This is a genomic window from Paracidovorax oryzae ATCC 19882 (genome assembly GCF_000687165.1).
In the GTDB taxonomy this organism is placed as follows: domain Bacteria; phylum Pseudomonadota; class Gammaproteobacteria; order Burkholderiales; family Burkholderiaceae_C; genus Paracidovorax; species Paracidovorax oryzae.
In genome coordinates, this window is record NZ_JMKU01000017.1 from 62,917 (window position 1) to 76,439 (window position 13,523).

General features: G+C 68.5%; 16 protein-coding genes. 5 read left to right on the forward strand and 11 right to left on the reverse strand.

Annotated features, from left to right (window positions below; genetic code table 11):
* The first annotated feature begins 224 nt into the window (after nucleotides 1–224).
* The 4 genes from rpoH (at nucleotide 225) to T336_RS25205 (ending at nucleotide 3,655) form a co-directional block, all read left to right on the forward strand.
* Nucleotides 225–1,166 (forward strand): RNA polymerase sigma factor RpoH, encoded by a 942-nt coding sequence (rpoH, locus tag T336_RS0114200; RefSeq protein WP_013596157.1) that lies wholly within the window; start codon nucleotides 225–227, stop codon nucleotides 1,164–1,166.
* A gap of 105 nt (nucleotides 1,167–1,271) precedes the next feature.
* A complete protein-coding gene (locus T336_RS0114205) occupies nucleotides 1,272–2,300 on the forward strand; it encodes a Bug family tripartite tricarboxylate transporter substrate binding protein (RefSeq protein WP_026433060.1) in 1,029 nt (342 codons plus the stop codon).
* Between the two features lie 118 nt (nucleotides 2,301–2,418).
* The gene (locus T336_RS0114210; protein ID WP_026433061.1) at nucleotides 2,419–2,799 is read left to right on the forward strand and encodes a Gfo/Idh/MocA family oxidoreductase; all 381 of its coding nucleotides are present in this window, start codon (nucleotides 2,419–2,421) and stop codon (nucleotides 2,797–2,799) included.
* Between the two features lie 7 nt (nucleotides 2,800–2,806).
* Nucleotides 2,807–3,655, forward strand: a complete 849-nt coding sequence (locus T336_RS25205; protein WP_051647225.1) for a Crp/Fnr family transcriptional regulator — start codon at nucleotides 2,807–2,809, stop codon at nucleotides 3,653–3,655.
* 68 nt (nucleotides 3,656–3,723) lie between these two features.
* On the opposite strand, the gene T336_RS0114220 is transcribed toward T336_RS25205, so the two are convergent.
* Genes T336_RS0114220 through T336_RS0114240 form a run of 5 tightly spaced genes read right to left on the reverse strand, consistent with a single transcriptional unit; the run spans nucleotide 3,724 to nucleotide 8,104 of the window.
* The gene (locus T336_RS0114220) at nucleotides 3,724–4,347 is read right to left on the reverse strand and encodes an SCO family protein (RefSeq protein ID WP_026433063.1); all 624 of its coding nucleotides are present in this window, start codon (nucleotides 4,345–4,347) and stop codon (nucleotides 3,724–3,726) included.
* A 6-nt stretch (nucleotides 4,348–4,353) separates the two neighbouring features.
* A complete protein-coding gene (gene cyoE, locus T336_RS0114225; protein ID WP_019702058.1) occupies nucleotides 4,354–5,262 on the reverse strand; it encodes a heme o synthase in 909 nt (302 codons plus the stop codon).
* Nucleotides 5,259–6,473, reverse strand: coding sequence for a COX15/CtaA family protein (locus tag T336_RS0114230; protein WP_026433064.1), 1,215 nt, complete (start codon nucleotides 6,471–6,473; stop codon nucleotides 5,259–5,261). The genes cyoE and T336_RS0114230 overlap by 4 nt, the downstream gene beginning before the upstream one ends.
* Before the next feature lie 52 nt (nucleotides 6,474–6,525).
* The gene (locus T336_RS0114235) at nucleotides 6,526–7,290 is read right to left on the reverse strand and encodes a redox-active disulfide-containing membrane protein (RefSeq protein WP_026433065.1); all 765 of its coding nucleotides are present in this window, start codon (nucleotides 7,288–7,290) and stop codon (nucleotides 6,526–6,528) included.
* Nucleotides 7,226–8,104: an SURF1 family protein gene (locus tag T336_RS0114240; protein WP_035226087.1), complete on the reverse strand. Its 879-nt coding sequence runs from the start codon at nucleotides 8,102–8,104 to the stop codon at nucleotides 7,226–7,228. The genes T336_RS0114235 and T336_RS0114240 overlap by 65 nt, the downstream gene beginning before the upstream one ends.
* Between T336_RS0114240 and T336_RS0114245 the strand changes: the two genes are divergently transcribed.
* Complete coding sequence (locus T336_RS0114245) at nucleotides 8,103–8,324, forward strand: twin transmembrane helix small protein (protein WP_026433067.1); 222 nt, start codon at nucleotides 8,103–8,105, stop codon at nucleotides 8,322–8,324. The two genes, T336_RS0114240 and T336_RS0114245, sit on opposite strands and share 2 nt — an antisense overlap.
* 82 nt (nucleotides 8,325–8,406) lie before the next feature.
* On the opposite strand, the gene T336_RS0114250 is transcribed toward T336_RS0114245, so the two are convergent.
* From T336_RS0114250 to coxB, 6 genes are all read right to left on the reverse strand, one after another.
* Nucleotides 8,407–9,291 (reverse strand): cytochrome c oxidase subunit 3, encoded by an 885-nt coding sequence (locus T336_RS0114250; RefSeq protein WP_013596166.1) that lies wholly within the window; start codon nucleotides 9,289–9,291, stop codon nucleotides 8,407–8,409.
* Between the two features lie 61 nt (nucleotides 9,292–9,352).
* The gene (locus tag T336_RS0114255) at nucleotides 9,353–9,580 is read right to left on the reverse strand and encodes a DUF2970 domain-containing protein (RefSeq protein WP_026433068.1); all 228 of its coding nucleotides are present in this window, start codon (nucleotides 9,578–9,580) and stop codon (nucleotides 9,353–9,355) included.
* Complete coding sequence (locus tag T336_RS0114260) at nucleotides 9,577–10,194, reverse strand: cytochrome c oxidase assembly protein (protein WP_019701910.1); 618 nt, start codon at nucleotides 10,192–10,194, stop codon at nucleotides 9,577–9,579. Before T336_RS0114260 ends, T336_RS0114255 begins: the two co-directional genes overlap by 4 nt.
* Before the next feature lie 172 nt (nucleotides 10,195–10,366).
* Nucleotides 10,367–10,477: a cytochrome oxidase small assembly protein gene (locus T336_RS27215; protein ID WP_013596169.1), complete on the reverse strand. Its 111-nt coding sequence runs from the start codon at nucleotides 10,475–10,477 to the stop codon at nucleotides 10,367–10,369.
* A 30-nt stretch (nucleotides 10,478–10,507) separates the two neighbouring features.
* Nucleotides 10,508–12,151, reverse strand: coding sequence for a cytochrome c oxidase subunit I (gene ctaD / locus T336_RS0114270; protein ID WP_026433069.1), 1,644 nt, complete (start codon nucleotides 12,149–12,151; stop codon nucleotides 10,508–10,510).
* 27 nt (nucleotides 12,152–12,178) lie between these two features.
* Nucleotides 12,179–13,351 (reverse strand): cytochrome c oxidase subunit II, encoded by a 1,173-nt coding sequence (gene coxB, locus T336_RS0114275; RefSeq protein ID WP_026433070.1) that lies wholly within the window; start codon nucleotides 13,349–13,351, stop codon nucleotides 12,179–12,181.
* Nucleotides 13,352–13,523 lie beyond the last annotated feature (172 nt).

The window sequence follows — 13,523 nt, forward strand, 5'->3', positions numbered from 1 at the left end:
TGAAGGGGGCCGAATTATCTTTACAAATCAATGACCTACAACACACCCGATGTACCAAGCAGCACAAAACTGAGTGAGCAAAGTACAAGACTGACCGGGTGTCGACAGAAATCACACTCCGACTTCGCAGACATCCCCAGTCCTACGCAGGGAAAGGAACTTCGGCCTTAGCACTCCCTCCAATAGACTGCTAAAGTGAAAGCATGGAAGAAAGGATTTCTGGAATGACGATTCAGTCTGGAACCGCCGCCACCGCGCTCGCACCGGCCAACGCCTGGGCCCTGATCCCCCCGCTGGGCAACCTGGATGCCTACATCTCCGCCGTGAACCGTCTGCCGATGCTGACGGCGGAGGAGGAGCGCACCTACGCGCGCCGGCTGAAGGAACACAACGACGTCGAAGCCGCAGGCCGGATGGTGATGTCGCACCTGCGGCTGGTGGTGTCGATCGCCCGGCAGTACCTGGGCTACGGCCTGCCGCACGGCGACCTGATCCAGGAAGGCAACGTGGGCCTGATGAAGGCCGTGAAACGTTTCGATCCGGACCAGAACGTGCGGCTGGTGAGCTACGCGATGCACTGGATCAAGGCCGAGATCCACGAGTACATCCTGAAGAACTGGCGCATGGTGAAGGTGGCCACCACCAAGAGCCAGCGCAAGCTGTTCTTCAACCTGCGCTCGATGAAGCAGGGCTTCAAGGCCGATTCCGCCGCCGGGAACACGGGTACCCACCGCGAGACGCTCTCCGAGCAGGAAATCGACGTCGTGGCGCAGCAGCTCAACGTCAAGCGCGAAGAAGTCATCGAGATGGAAACGCGCCTGTCCGGAGGCGACGTGATGCTGGACCCGGCCCCGTCGGACGATGGTGAGCAGGCCTATGGCCCCATCGCCTACCTGGCCGACGGCACGCACGAGCCGACCGCCATGATCGAATCGCGCCAGCGCGACGTGCTTGCCACGGACGGCATCGCGAACGCGCTGGCCACGCTGGACGACCGCAGCCGCCGCATCGTCGAGGAGCGCTGGCTCAAGGTCAACGACGACGGCTCGGGTGGCATGACGCTGCATGAACTGGCGGCCGTGTACGGCGTGAGCGCGGAGCGCATCCGGCAAATCGAAGTGGCCGCGATGAAGAAGATGAAGAAGGCGCTGGCGGAATACGCCTGACACCTTTCACACCGTTTCGCGCTACGGAATCTTCGTGGCGACAGCGATAATCGGGTGTGCTACCTGAACGGGTAGCGCGCCCTTTTTTCATCTGCCGCACATTCCATGCAACGCCCAGACAAGTCGTTTTCCATTTCCCTGGCCCGCCGCCGTATCCTCGCTTCCGGAGCCGCCCTGCTGGGCAGTGGATGGGCAGTGGCCGCACAGCCGGCGGCCCAGGGCACCACCTGGCCTTCCAGGCCGTTGCGCCTCATCGTGGGATTTCCCCCGGGTTCCTCGCCCGACCTGACGGCGCGCACCTTCGCGGATCCGCTCGCCCATGCTCTGGGCCAGCCGGTGGTCGTCGAGAACAAGGTCGGCGCCAGCGGCAATATCGGCGCGGATGCCGTGGCCAAGGCGACGGACGGCCACACCATCGGATTGTTCATCAACGTCAACTTCACCATCGCGAAGCTGGTCAATCCCTCGCTGCCCTTCGATCCGCACAAGGATCTTGCGCCGCTGAGCCTCGTGGGCGTGTCGCCGCTGGTGTTGACGGCGCCCGTGGCGCAGGCGGGGGTGCCGGCCCATGCGGATGCACGCACCTTCCTGGAGGCAGCCCGCCAGGCGGGCGACCGCTGGAGCTACGGGACGCCCGGCGTCGGCACCATGGGCCATATCGGGACCGAACTGCTCAAGGCCCGCACGGGCATCGCGCCGGTGCATGTCCCCTATCCGGGCTATCCGCAGGTGGCGATGGGCATGCTCGGCGGGCAACTGCAGATGGCCCTGCTGCCGCCGGCGCTGGCCGTGGCACAGCAACGCAGCGGCAAGCTGCAGCTGCTGGGCGTGACCTCGGCCGGCCGCAGTTCGCTCGTGCCGGGTATCCCGAGCCTCGCGGAGGCCGGCGTGAAGGATTTCCAGCTGGAGATCTGGAATGCCTTCGCCGCGCCCGCTTCGATGCCGGCCGCCCACCGGGCGCGCCTTTCCACGGCGATCGCCGGGATCGCCCGGACGCCGGAAGTGCGCGACGCGCTGTTCCAGCAGGGCTGGCAGGTGGCCGGCACCTCCGCGGAGGGCCTGGCCCGCCGCATCGAGGCGGATACCTCGCAGATGGAGCAGGTGATCCGCGCGCAGAAGATCCGGGTGGAGTGACGGGACGCGGGCACCCCGCTCCTGCGAACGCAGCGCGGCCATTGATGTAGATCATGCCCGCCAGGGCATCGCGCCGGCAGACTCCGGTCATCGATCCAACTTCCGGGAGTTCCCTGCCATGCCAACATTCCGCATCATCGTCATCGGTGCCGGCCAGACGGGCACGCCGCTGCTGCGGCAGCTGCTGGCCGCGCCTTTCGTCCAGGTGCTGGGCGTGGCGGAACTGGATCTCTCGCTGCCCGGCGTCGCCCTGGCACGCAGCCATGGCGTGCCCATCCACCAGGACTACATGGACCTGCTGCAGCAGCATGGCGCCGACTCGGACATCGTGATCGACGTCACAGGCCAGGCGCCGGTGCGCGAAGCGTTGCGCAAGCACATGGTGGACTCGGGCAACCAGAAGACCGTGATCCTGCATGAGCGGATCGCGCTGCTCATGATGTCGCTTTCCGCCGGCACCCTCGTGCCGAGCCGCCATGGCGACGTGGCCTACGCCTGAGCCGGCCATGTCCATCTCCGACGCCCCCGACACGGACCGCCAGAACTGCCATGAATGTTCCAGCCGGCACCAGTGCCTGATCGGCCGCCAGAGCGATGCCGCGAGGGTGCCCTGGCACGCGCTCGTGCAGGAGCACCGGTTCCGCAAGGGGGATGTACTCCAGCTGCAGGGGGAAACGGCCGAATCCCTGTCGGTGCTCAAGGTGGGGACGGCACTGCTGCAGCGCACGGGCCCCGACCAGGTGGCGCGTCCCGTGGCCATGGCGGGCTGCGGACAGGCGCTCGGCACCGGTGCGGTGCTCGGCACGGCCGAGCGCCTGACCTGGGTCGCCGTGCAGGAAGGACGGCTGTGCAGGCTGCCGGCTGCCACTCTGGTGCGCTCCGGCGGGCTGGATTCGGAGTTCCTGCAGGCGCTGCTGCACGAGGAAGCGCAGGCGCAGTCACGGCTGGCGGACTGGTCGGGCCTGCTGCACCTGCGCGGCGTGCCCGCCCAGTTGGCCAGCGCACTGCTGCAGCTGTCCCAGCTGCAGCGCAGCACGCTCGTGCGGCTGCCCACGCATACGGTGCTGGCCTCCCTGCTGGCCACCACCCGGGAAACCATTGCGCGGTCGCTGACGCAACTGGCGCAGCAGGGCGCCGTGGTGCGCCATGACCGCTGGCATTGCGCCATCGTGCGCGCCCCGCTGGTCGCCTTGCTGGCGAGCCAGGCGGCCCGGGCCGAGGACACGCCACCGGCCCCCGCCCCGGTGAAGCGCACCACGCCCTCTGCGCGCGATGCCGCCCGGCCGACCTCCTGGCGGGTGGCGCGTACCGCGCCCGCCACGCGCGCCCCTGCCGCGCAAGCGCTCGGCGTGTGACGCCTTCACGGTTCGGGCTGGCACGCCGGCCCCGCACCGCGGAGGGCGGCCTGCCCTGCCCTCCGTGCTCAGGCGGCCGGGGCCTGCAGCAGGGCCTTGACGTCGGAAGCGAGTGCCTGTGCCCCGCTGCCGTAGCGGTGGTACACGCGCAGCCGGCCGGCGGGGTCGTAGATGTAGCTGCCCGCGGAGTGGTCCATGGTGTAGCTCGTGGGCGTCTTGCCCGGCACCTTTTTGTAGTAGATCTTGAAGTCCTTGGCGACGGCAGCGAGCTGCTCGGGCGTGCCGCGCAGCGCCAGGAAGCTCGGGTCGAAATTGGTCATGTAGGCCTTGAGCACCTCGGGCGTGTCGCGCTCCGGGTCGACCGTGACGAACAGGCCCTGCAGCCGGTCGCCGTCCGCACCCAGCGAGCGCTTGACCTCGGCCAGCTCGGCCATGGAGGTCGGGCAGACGTCCGGGCACTGGGTGTAGCCGAAGAAGACCACCACCACCTTGCCGGCGAAGTCCTTCAGGTGGCGCGGCTGGCCGTTGTGGTCGGGCAGCGCCAGGTCGCGCGCGTACTCCGCGCCGGTGATGTCCACGCCCTGGAAGGACGGGGCCTGTTCCTTGGAGCAGCCCGCGAGCAGGCCCGCCGCGCCGGCGAACAGGGCGCAGGCCGCTGCGCTGCGAAGAAAGGTGCGTTTGTGCATGGGCATGGCGGTTCAGAGCACGTAATGGTCCACCAGCAGCGCGGCGAAGAGCAGGCTGAGGTGGATCAGGGAGAAGCGGAAGGTCTTGCGCGCGAGCGCGTCCGAATAGCTGCGCCAGAGGCGGAAGGCATAGGCGCAGAAGCCGGTGCAGAGCACCACGGCCGCGGCCAGGTAGATCCAGGAGCTCATGCCGTACACGAAGGGCATCAGGCAGCCGGCGAACAGGATGAAGGTGTAGAGCAGCACCTGCAGCCGCGTGAATTCGTTGCCGTGGGTGACGGGCAGCATGGGCAGGCCGGACTTGCGGTAGTCCTCCACGCGGTAGAGCGCGAGCGCCCAGAAATGCGGCGGCGTCCAGAGAAAGATGATGAGGAAGAGGATCAGCGGCTCCGGCCCCACGTCGCCCGTCATGGACGCCCAGCCCAGCACGGGCGGCATCGCGCCGGAGGCACCGCCGATCACGATGTTCTGCGGCGTGCGCGGCTTGAGCACCACGGTGTAGATGATGGCGTAGCCCACGAAGGTGGCGAAGGTGAGCCACATCGTGAGCGCATTCACCCAGAAGAACAGCACGAGCGAGCCGGCCAGGCACAGCAGGGCCGAGAAGGCGAGCGTCTGGGCATTGGAGAGCTCGCCCTTGGCGGTGGGGCGCCAGGCGGTGCGCTTCATCTTGGCGTCGATGTGCTGCTCCACGAGGCAGTTGAAGGCGGCCGCGGCGCCGGCGACCAGCCAGATCCCGAAGCAGGCGATGGCCATGTGCAGCCACTGTGCCCCGCTCGGCAGGCCGGGCACCGCGAGCACCATGCCGATGAATGCGCAGAAGACGATGAGCTGGACCACGCGCGGCTTGGTCAGCGCGTAGAACTGCGAGAAGCGGGACGGCACCGCGGGGGATGCGGTGGAAGCGGAAGCGGCACTCATGGCGAAGAAATTCTCGGGGCACCCGCGGCGGTTTCAACCGCGCGGGGGGTGGACATTTTGTCTCTGGCGCCCACGGCCCGGCTGGCGGCCAGGGTCCAGGTGAGCGCGACAACGAGGGCGGCCGCGCCGCCGGTATGGAGCACGGCGGCCACCAGCGGCCAGTCGAGCACGACGTTGGACAGGCCGGTGGCGAACTGCAGCAGTGCCAGCCCCGCCAGCCAGCGGGCCTGCGGCCGCAATGCCGGCACGGCGCGCAGGCGCCAGGCCAGCAGGGCGAGCGCGGCCAGCACGGCATAGGCCGCCAGCCGGTGGGCGTAGTGGATGGCGGTGAGGCCGGCAAAGCTGATGTGGCTGCCGTCCTGCAGCAGGCCGAGGGGCCGCCAGATCTGGAAGCCCTCGGCGAAGGCCATGTCGGGCCACCAGCTGCCCTGGCAGGTGGGGAAGGTGGAGCAGGCGAGAACGGCGTAGTTGGTGCTCACCCAGCCGCCCAGCAGGATCTGCAGACCCACCAGCACCGCCGTCAGCACGAGCAGCGTGCGCAGGCCCGGTGCCAGGGGAGCCGGCGCGATGCCGCGCGAGGCCTGGGTCTGCCGCACGGCCTGCACGCACAGCAGGGCCAGCAGCACGATGCCGCCGACGAGGTGCAGCGTGACGATAGCGGGGAAAAGCTTCATGGTCACCGTCCAGGCACCGAACGCCCCCTGCAGGCAGACCCACACGAGCGTGGCCGTGGGCCACCAGGGATGCACGGCCATGCGCTCGTGCGCGGCATCCGGGCCGGCCCGGCGGTGGCGGCGCCATTGCCACCATGCGCCCACCGTGAGCGCGATGATGAGCACGCCTACGGCAGAGGCCAGGTAGCGGTGGACCATCTCCACCCACGCCTTGCGGTGCGTGACCGGGCCGGTGGGCATGGCTTCCTGCGCGGCGGAGATTTCCGCACGGGCGCCCACCGGGCTCGCATTGCCGTAGCAGCCGGGCCAGTCGGGGCAGCCCAGCCCGGAATCGGTGAGCCGGGTGAAGGCGCCGAACAGCACCAGGTCGAACGTGAGGAAGAGCGTGAGGATCGCCAGCGCCTGCCAGCGCCGTACGGGCGATCCATGGCGGTTGCGCCACGCCACCCAGGCCAGCGGCCCGAGGGCGATCGCGAGGCCGAGCAGCATCAGTTCGGCGAGCGGCGCGAAATCGTAGAGCGGCTGGGCGGCGTTCATCGCGCGGCACCTCCTGCGGGCATCGCCCCGCGCGCGCCCGGGCCGGCGCGGCTCATGGCCGTGCCTCCGGGCGGCCCGGCTGGTCCCACGACGACGAGGCCCGCATGAGCCGCTCCAGGTCGCGCTTGGCCCGTGCGGCGCCCGCGGAGTCCATGCGCGCGGGGAAGCGCATCATCCAGTGGCCCAGCGGGTCCACGACGAAGAGATGGTCGGACAGCGCATGGCCCGGGGCCGGGGCCAGCCATGCCGCGAGCGCCTGGGCGTCCACGCGGCGCACCACGGCATCGCGCAGGCCCGGGGCGATCTCGGCGGGGGCCGGGGCCGCGTCGGTCACGAGCCAGACCCAGTCCATGCGTTCCTTGTCCTTGCCGAGGCCCTCGCGCAGCTGGCGCTGCAGGTAGAGGTGGTTGCGGCACGGTTCGTCGCACGCACCCGATGCCACGCTCACCAGCAGCCACTGCCCTTTCAACGCCCCGAGAGGGCCGGCCGCCGCGCCGTCGATGCCGCGGGTGGCGAGGGCATCGGGCAGGGGCCGCTGCGGATCGATGAGTTCGCCGTAGCTGCGGCGGGCCTCCGGGCGCACCACGTAATAGGCGGTGTAGGAAGCGATGACCGGGGCGGCGCACACCAGCAGCACGCCCAGCATCTTCCAGCGGCCCTGACGCGCGCGCGTTTCCAGCGCCGCCACGGCATCCGCCGCGGCCGGCAGGCCATGCACGCTCAGGCCCAGCGGATGGGAGGAACCCGGTCCGTCAGGCAGGGGGGGCCGGCTGGCGGCCTGGGCGAATGAAGCGTCGGACGATTTGGAACCAGACATAGAGGATTGCCACGAGGGCGCAGAGCCCGAACCACTGGAAGGCGTAGCCATGGTGCCTGGCGACCCCGGCATCGACCGCCGGCCAGTCGCGCAGCAGCGGACCTTCGGGCCCGCCCGTCTCGATCACCGTGAGGGGGGCGAGCCGCTGCAGCCCCGTCTCGGCGCGGTAGGCCGCCAGGTCGAGATTCTGCCGGATGCGGGAAGACCCCTCGCCGCCTGCGGCGGAAGCTGGCCCGCCGGGCTCGTAGAGCCGCGAAGGCGCTGCCGCGACGCGGCCGCGCACTTCGACATCTTCCGCAGGCGCCGGCACCTCGGGCAGACGCGTGCGGTCCTGGAAATCGCGCGGCACCCATCCGCGCTGCACGAGTACCACGGCCCCCTCGGCTCCCGGCGAGGTGAGCTGCAGGGGCGTGAGGACGAAGAACCCGGGACGGCCCTGCATCTGCCGGTTGTCGAGGAAGACCGTATCGCGGGGAAGCCATCGGCCCCGGAGCACCGCCGGACGGTGCACGAGGGGGTTGCCGCCCGGCATGCCGGCAGCGCCATCCTCGGCGGGTGCCTTCGCGCCCGCTCCCGCGGGGCCAGAGACGGGCGGCAGCGAAGCCAGGGCCGTGGCGAGCACGGGCGGCATCGCCTGCCGTGCATCGACCATGGCCTGCCAGGCCTGCTTCTCCGCCGCGCGCGAGAGCTGCCAGCGGCCGAGTGCCGCGGTGGCGGCCATGGTGGCGACGGCGGCAGCGGTGATGCACCAGAAGCGCCAGTCCGGGCGGAGACCCCTGGCGCCATCGGTGCGCTTGCGGATAATGGGCTGCATGAAATACGTCGTGGTGCTGGCCTTCCTGGCCATTCTGGCGAGCCTCGCATCGGCGCTTTTCTTCATGATGCGCACGGGGCGGGACGACGCCCGCCGCGGCAGGCACATGGCCCGGGCGCTCGCGGTACGGGTGGGGCTGTCCATTCTGCTCTTCCTCTGCCTGCTCGCGGCATGGAAGCTGGGCTACATCCAGCCCACGGGCCTGCCCGTCGGGCGCTAGGAGCGGCTCCGAAGCCCCTCCCCCACCGCCCCGGATGCAAAAAAGCGCCCGGGGGCGCTTTCCTGCCGGTGCGCGTGCCGGCTCAGAGCCAGTACACCAGCACGTACAGGCCCAGCCACACCACGTCCACGAAGTGCCAGTACCAGGCGGCGCCCTCGAAGCCGAAGTGGCGCTCGGCGGTGAAATGGCCCTTCTGCAGCCGCAGCGTGATGAACAGCAGCATCAGCATGCCCACGAAGACGTGGAAGCCGTGGAAGCCCGTCAGCATGAAGAACGTGGAGCCGAAGACGCCGGAGCTGAGCTTGAGGTTCAGCTCGGTGTAGAGGTGGAAGTACTCGTAGCCCTGCACGCAGAGGAACACGAAGCCGAGCACCACGGTGACCCACATGAAGCCGATGGCGCGTGCGCGGTGGCTTTCGCGCAGGGCATGGTGGGCGATGGTGAGGGTGACGCCCGAGGTCAGCAGCAGCGCGGTGTTGATGGTGGGCAGCCAGAAGGGGCCCACGGTCTGGAAGGGCTCGACGATGCCGGCGGGCGAGGCCGTGGCGCCAGCGGCCATGCTGGGCCACACGGCCTTGAAGTCGGGCCAGAGCAGCGCGTTGTCGAGGCTGCCCAGCGCCGGCACGGAATGCGAGCGCGCCCACCACAGGGCGGTGAAGAAGGCGCCGAAGAACATCACTTCGGAGAAGATGAACCAGCTCATGCTCCAGCGGTACGAGAGGTCGATCTTGCGGCTGTAGAGGCCGCCCTCGCTTTCGCGGGCCGCATCGCGGAACCACTGGTAGAGCACGAACAGCCACCAGGCGAGGCCGAAGAACAGCGAATACTTGCCCCAATCGTGGCCGTTGACCCACTGGCCCGCGCCGAGGATCACGAAGAAGAGGCCCGCGGCGGCCATGGCCGGATGGCGCGACTCGGCGGGAACGTAGTAGTACGGCGTGGTGCCCTGGGGGGTGGATGCACTCATGGCTGGCTCCTGTCTCTTTCCTTCTTGTCGTCTTTCGTCTTCTCGGGATCGGACCGGGCGGCTACACCACCCAGTTCACAACGGCGATGAGGCCGGCCACCAGCAGCACGACGGCCACGAGGCCGACCGCGATGATGTGCAGCGGGTTGATGCGCTCGGTGTCCTGCCGGTACTCGTCGCCCTTGCGGATGCCCAGCAGCGACCATGCCACGGCGCGTACCGTGCGCCACAGCGAGCCGGGGCGCGCGGCTGGCGAGGCGTGGCGGGGTTCGTGGCGCGATCCCGTCATGAGCCGGCCTCCGGGCGGGCCTGCGGCGCTGCGGACACGGTAGCGGGCGCCGGTGGCGTCTTGCCGCCGACCTCGAAGAACGTATAGGACAGCGTGATCGTGGTCACGTCCCTGGGCAGGCGCGGATCGACCACGAAGGCCACCGGCCATTCGCGTTTCTCGCCGGGCTCTAGCGTGTACTGGTTGAAGCAGAAGCACTCGAGCTTGTTGAAGTGCGCCGCCGCCTGCCGGGGCGCGTAGCTCGGGATGGCCTGGGCCGCCATGCGGCGGTTCTGCACGTTCTGGAATTCGTACATCACGGTGGTGAGCTCGCCCGGATGCACCTGGACGGAGGAGCGGGCGGGCTTGAAGTCCCACGGGCCGCGCGCGTTGGCATCGAACTCGACCGTGATCGTGCGGCTGGTGTCCACCTGCGTGTTCGCGGGCAGCTTCACGTCGCGGCCTGCCACGCCGTTGCCCGGCACCTGCCGTTCCGACAGCGAGAGGATGTTGATGCCCGTGATTTCGCAGATGTGCTTGTAGATGGGGATGAGGACGTAGCCGAACGCGAACATGCCGGCCGAGATCACGGCCAGCTTGCCCACCATCTTGAAGTTCTCGCGGCGGCGGCTCATCGGACCCCTTCCTCCTGCGGCACGATCCGCACGGCGCAGCAACCCGCCACGGTTTCACCCGTCCGATGGCCGCGGAGCAGGCCACGCCAGCAGACCCCGTGGAACCGGCTTCGCCGGGCCACGGGCGCCGACCCCCTGGAGGGGGAAGGCGCGCAGCGACTCAGGGGGTGCCTCATAGTCTCCAGGCCATCTTGACCATGAAACCGATGAAGAAGGCCACGGCGATGGAGGCCAGGATGATGGCCATGCGCAGGTTGGCCTTCTTCTGCTCGGGTGTCGCCATGTCGTGCGCGCTCCTTCCTGGCCTGTGCGGTCAGCCGATCACGCGGGTGGCGGATGCGTCGAGCCTGGGCGGAGTCTCGTAGGTGTGGAACGGCGCCGGGGACGGCACTTCCCATTCCAGGCCCTCGGCGGCCTCCCACGGGCGCTGGGGCGCGGGCTCGCCCTTGCCGCGCATCGCGGGCAGCACGACGGCGAGGAAGAAATACACCTGCATCAGCCCGAAGCCGAAGGCGCCGATGGAGGCCACCATGTTGAAGTCGGCGAACTGCATGGGGTAGTCGGCATAGCGGCGCGGCATGCCGGCCAGGCCCAGGAAGTGCATCGGGAAGAAGGTGATGTTGAAGGTGATGAGCGAGCCCCAGAAGTGGATCTGGCCGCGCCGCTCCGAATACATCACGCCCGTCCACTTAGGGGCCCAGTAGTAGTAGGCCGCGAACATGGAGAACAGCGAGCCGGCCACCAGCACGTAGTGGAAGTGGGCCACGACGTAGTAGGTATCCTGCAGCTGGATGTCGATGGGCGCCATCGACAGGATGAGGCCGGTGAAGCCGCCCATGGTGAACACGAAGATGAAGCCCACGGCGAACAGCATGGGCGTCTCGAAGGTCATGGAGCCGCGCCACATGGTGGCGATCCAGTTGAAGATCTTCACGGCCGTGGGCACGGAGATCAGCATGGTGGCGTACATGAAGAACAGCTGGCCCGTGACCGGCATGCCCGTGGTGAACATGTGGTGCGCCCATACGATGAACGACAGGATGGCGATGGACGAGGTGGCATACACCATGGAGGCGTAGCCGAAGAGCTTCTTGCGGCTGAAGGCCGGCACGATCTGGCTGATGATGCCGAAGGCCGGCAGGATCATGATGTACACCTCGGGGTGGCCGAAGAACCAGAAGATGTGCTGGTACATCACCGGGTCGCCGCCGCCTGCCGGGTTGAAGAAGCTGGTGCCGAAGTGGCGGTCGGTCAGCGTCATGGTGATGGCGCCGGCCAGCACGGGCATCACGGCGATCAGCAGGTAGGCGGTGATGAGCCAGGTCCAGCAGAACATGGGCATCTTCATGAGCGTCATGCCCGGCGCGCGCATGTTCAGGATGGTCACGATGATGTTGATCGAGCCCATGATGGACGAGGCGCCCAGGATGTGCATGGCGAAGATGCCGGCGTCCATCGACGGGCCCATCTGCAGCGTGAGCGGCGCATAGAGCGTCCAGCCCGCGGCGGGCGCGCCGCCGGGCATGAAGAACGAGCTGACCAGCATCAGCGCGGCCGGGATCATCAGCCAGAAGCTGAAGTTGTTCATGCGCGCGAAGGCCATGTCGGACGCGCCGATCTGCAGCGGGATCATCCAGTTCGCGAAGCCCACGAAGGCCGGCATGATGGCGCCGAACACCATGATGAGGCCGTGCATGGTGGTGAGCTGGTTGAAGAGCTCGGGGTTCACGATCTGCAGGCCGGGCTGGAACAGCTCGGCGCGGATCAGCAGCGCCAGGATGCCGCCGATCATCAGCATGGTGAACGAGAACAGCAGGTACAGCGTGCCGATGTCCTTGTGGTTGGTGGCGAACACCCAGCGGCGCCAGCCCGTGGGGCCGTGGTGTCCATGGTCGTGGTCGTGGCTGCCGTGGTCGTGGCCGGCGGCATGCCCGGTGGGGTCGAGAACTGCGCTCATGTCGGGTTCCTCAATGCTTTAGCTGTCTCACTTGCCACGCTGGGCCACGATTTCCGAGGGCTGGACGATCTGGCCGGTCTTGTTGGACCAGGCGTTCTTCGTGTAGCTGACCACGGCCGCGAGGTCGGTGTCGCTCAGCTGCGCCCAGGAGGGCATGGCGCCGCCGGCCGCGCCCTTGAGCACGATGTGGATCTGCTTGGTATGGTCTTCGTCCTTGACGATGGCCGAGCCGTCGAGCGGCTTGATGGGGCCGGCGCCCTTGCCGTTGGGCTGGTGGCAGGCGGCGCAGTTGGCGGCATACACCTTCTCGCCGCGGGCCACGATGTCGGTCAGCGTCCAGACCTTGTTGGGATCGTCGGCCTTGGCGGCGGCCTTCTTCTTCTCGGCGGCGACCCACTGGGTGTAGTCGGCGGCGGAGAGCACCTTCACGTGGATGGGCATGTAGGCGTGCTCCTTGCCGCAGAGCTCGGCGCACTGGCCGTAGTAGTCGCCGACCTTGTCGGCGCGGAACCAGGTGTCGCGCACGAAGCCGGGGATCGCGTCCTGCTTGATGCCGAAGGCCGGCACCATGAACGAATGGATGACGTCGTTGGCGGTGGTGATCACGCGCACCTTCTTGCCCACGGGCACGACGAGGGGGTTGTCCACCTTGAGCAGGTAGTCCGGCGGCGCGTCGGCGACCTTGCCGCTGTCGGAGAGCCGGCGGTGGCTGCTGTCGAGCGTGGAGATGTAGGCCAGGCCCTGGCCCTCGCCGTTGATGTAGTCGTAGCCCCACTTCCACTGGTAGCCGGTGACCTTCACCGTGAGGTCGGCGTTGGTGGTGTCCTTCTGGGCCACGAGCACCTTGGTGGCAGGCAGGGCCATGAGGATCACGATGATGAAGGGGACGATGGTCCAGATGACCTCGACCGTGACGGACTCGTGGAAGTTGGCGGGCTTGGCGCCCTGCGACTTGCGGTGCTTCCAGATGGAATAGAACATCACCGAGAACACGCCCACGAAGATCAGCGTGCAGATGACGAGCATCATCCAGTGCAGGAAATGCTGCTCCTCGGCGATGCGCGTGACCGGGGGCGCAAGATTGAGCTGGCGCACGGCCGGGCCGCCGGGGAGGTCCTGCACCGCGTGCGCAGCGCCCCCCACCCATGCTCCGCACAGCAGCAGCAACGAAGGCAGCGGGTTGGAAATGCTTTTCTTCATAGTTCTCACTTCTCAGCCTCAATGAACCCTTTTCCCCGGGTGCGCCCGCGTGGGTCGGGCGGCGCCCGGGGGCATGCGGATTCCGACAGCCGGGGCGCGGCGGCCCCCGGCCGCGGTGCCCCGGGTTCCGCATGAACCCGGCGTGATCGAATGCGCGGTGCCGGCAGCGCCG

Bases quoted from the DNA above. Each gene is read 5' to 3' on its own strand.
- T336_RS0114245 (WP_026433067.1), top strand. From the start codon at position 8,103: ATGAAATACGTCGTGGTGCTGGCCTTCCTGGCCATTCTGGCGAGCCTC.
- T336_RS0114240 (WP_035226087.1), bottom strand. From the start codon at position 8,104: ATGCAGCCCATTATCCGCAAGCGCACCGATGGCGCCAGGGGTCTCCGC.
- ctaD (WP_026433069.1), bottom strand. From the start codon at position 12,151: ATGAGCGCAGTTCTCGACCCCACCGGGCATGCCGCCGGCCACGACCAC.
- T336_RS0114260 (WP_019701910.1), bottom strand. From the start codon at position 10,194: ATGAGCCGCCGCCGCGAGAACTTCAAGATGGTGGGCAAGCTGGCCGTG.
- rpoH (WP_013596157.1), top strand. From the start codon at position 225: ATGACGATTCAGTCTGGAACCGCCGCCACCGCGCTCGCACCGGCCAAC.
- cyoE (WP_019702058.1), bottom strand. From the start codon at position 5,262: ATGAGTGCCGCTTCCGCTTCCACCGCATCCCCCGCGGTGCCGTCCCGC.
- coxB (WP_026433070.1), bottom strand. From the start codon at position 13,351: ATGAAGAAAAGCATTTCCAACCCGCTGCCTTCGTTGCTGCTGCTGTGC.
- T336_RS25205 (WP_051647225.1), top strand. From the start codon at position 2,807: ATGTCCATCTCCGACGCCCCCGACACGGACCGCCAGAACTGCCATGAA.
- T336_RS0114210 (WP_026433061.1), top strand. From the start codon at position 2,419: ATGCCAACATTCCGCATCATCGTCATCGGTGCCGGCCAGACGGGCACG.
- T336_RS0114230 (WP_026433064.1), bottom strand. From the start codon at position 6,473: ATGAACGCCGCCCAGCCGCTCTACGATTTCGCGCCGCTCGCCGAACTG.
- T336_RS27215 (WP_013596169.1), bottom strand. From the start codon at position 10,477: ATGGCGACACCCGAGCAGAAGAAGGCCAACCTGCGCATGGCCATCATC.
- T336_RS0114205 (WP_026433060.1), top strand. From the start codon at position 1,272: ATGCAACGCCCAGACAAGTCGTTTTCCATTTCCCTGGCCCGCCGCCGT.
- T336_RS0114220 (WP_026433063.1), bottom strand. From the start codon at position 4,347: ATGCCCATGCACAAACGCACCTTTCTTCGCAGCGCAGCGGCCTGCGCC.
- T336_RS0114255 (WP_026433068.1), bottom strand. From the start codon at position 9,580: ATGACGGGATCGCGCCACGAACCCCGCCACGCCTCGCCAGCCGCGCGC.
- T336_RS0114235 (WP_026433065.1), bottom strand. From the start codon at position 7,290: ATGTCTGGTTCCAAATCGTCCGACGCTTCATTCGCCCAGGCCGCCAGC.
- T336_RS0114250 (WP_013596166.1), bottom strand. From the start codon at position 9,291: ATGAGTGCATCCACCCCCCAGGGCACCACGCCGTACTACTACGTTCCC.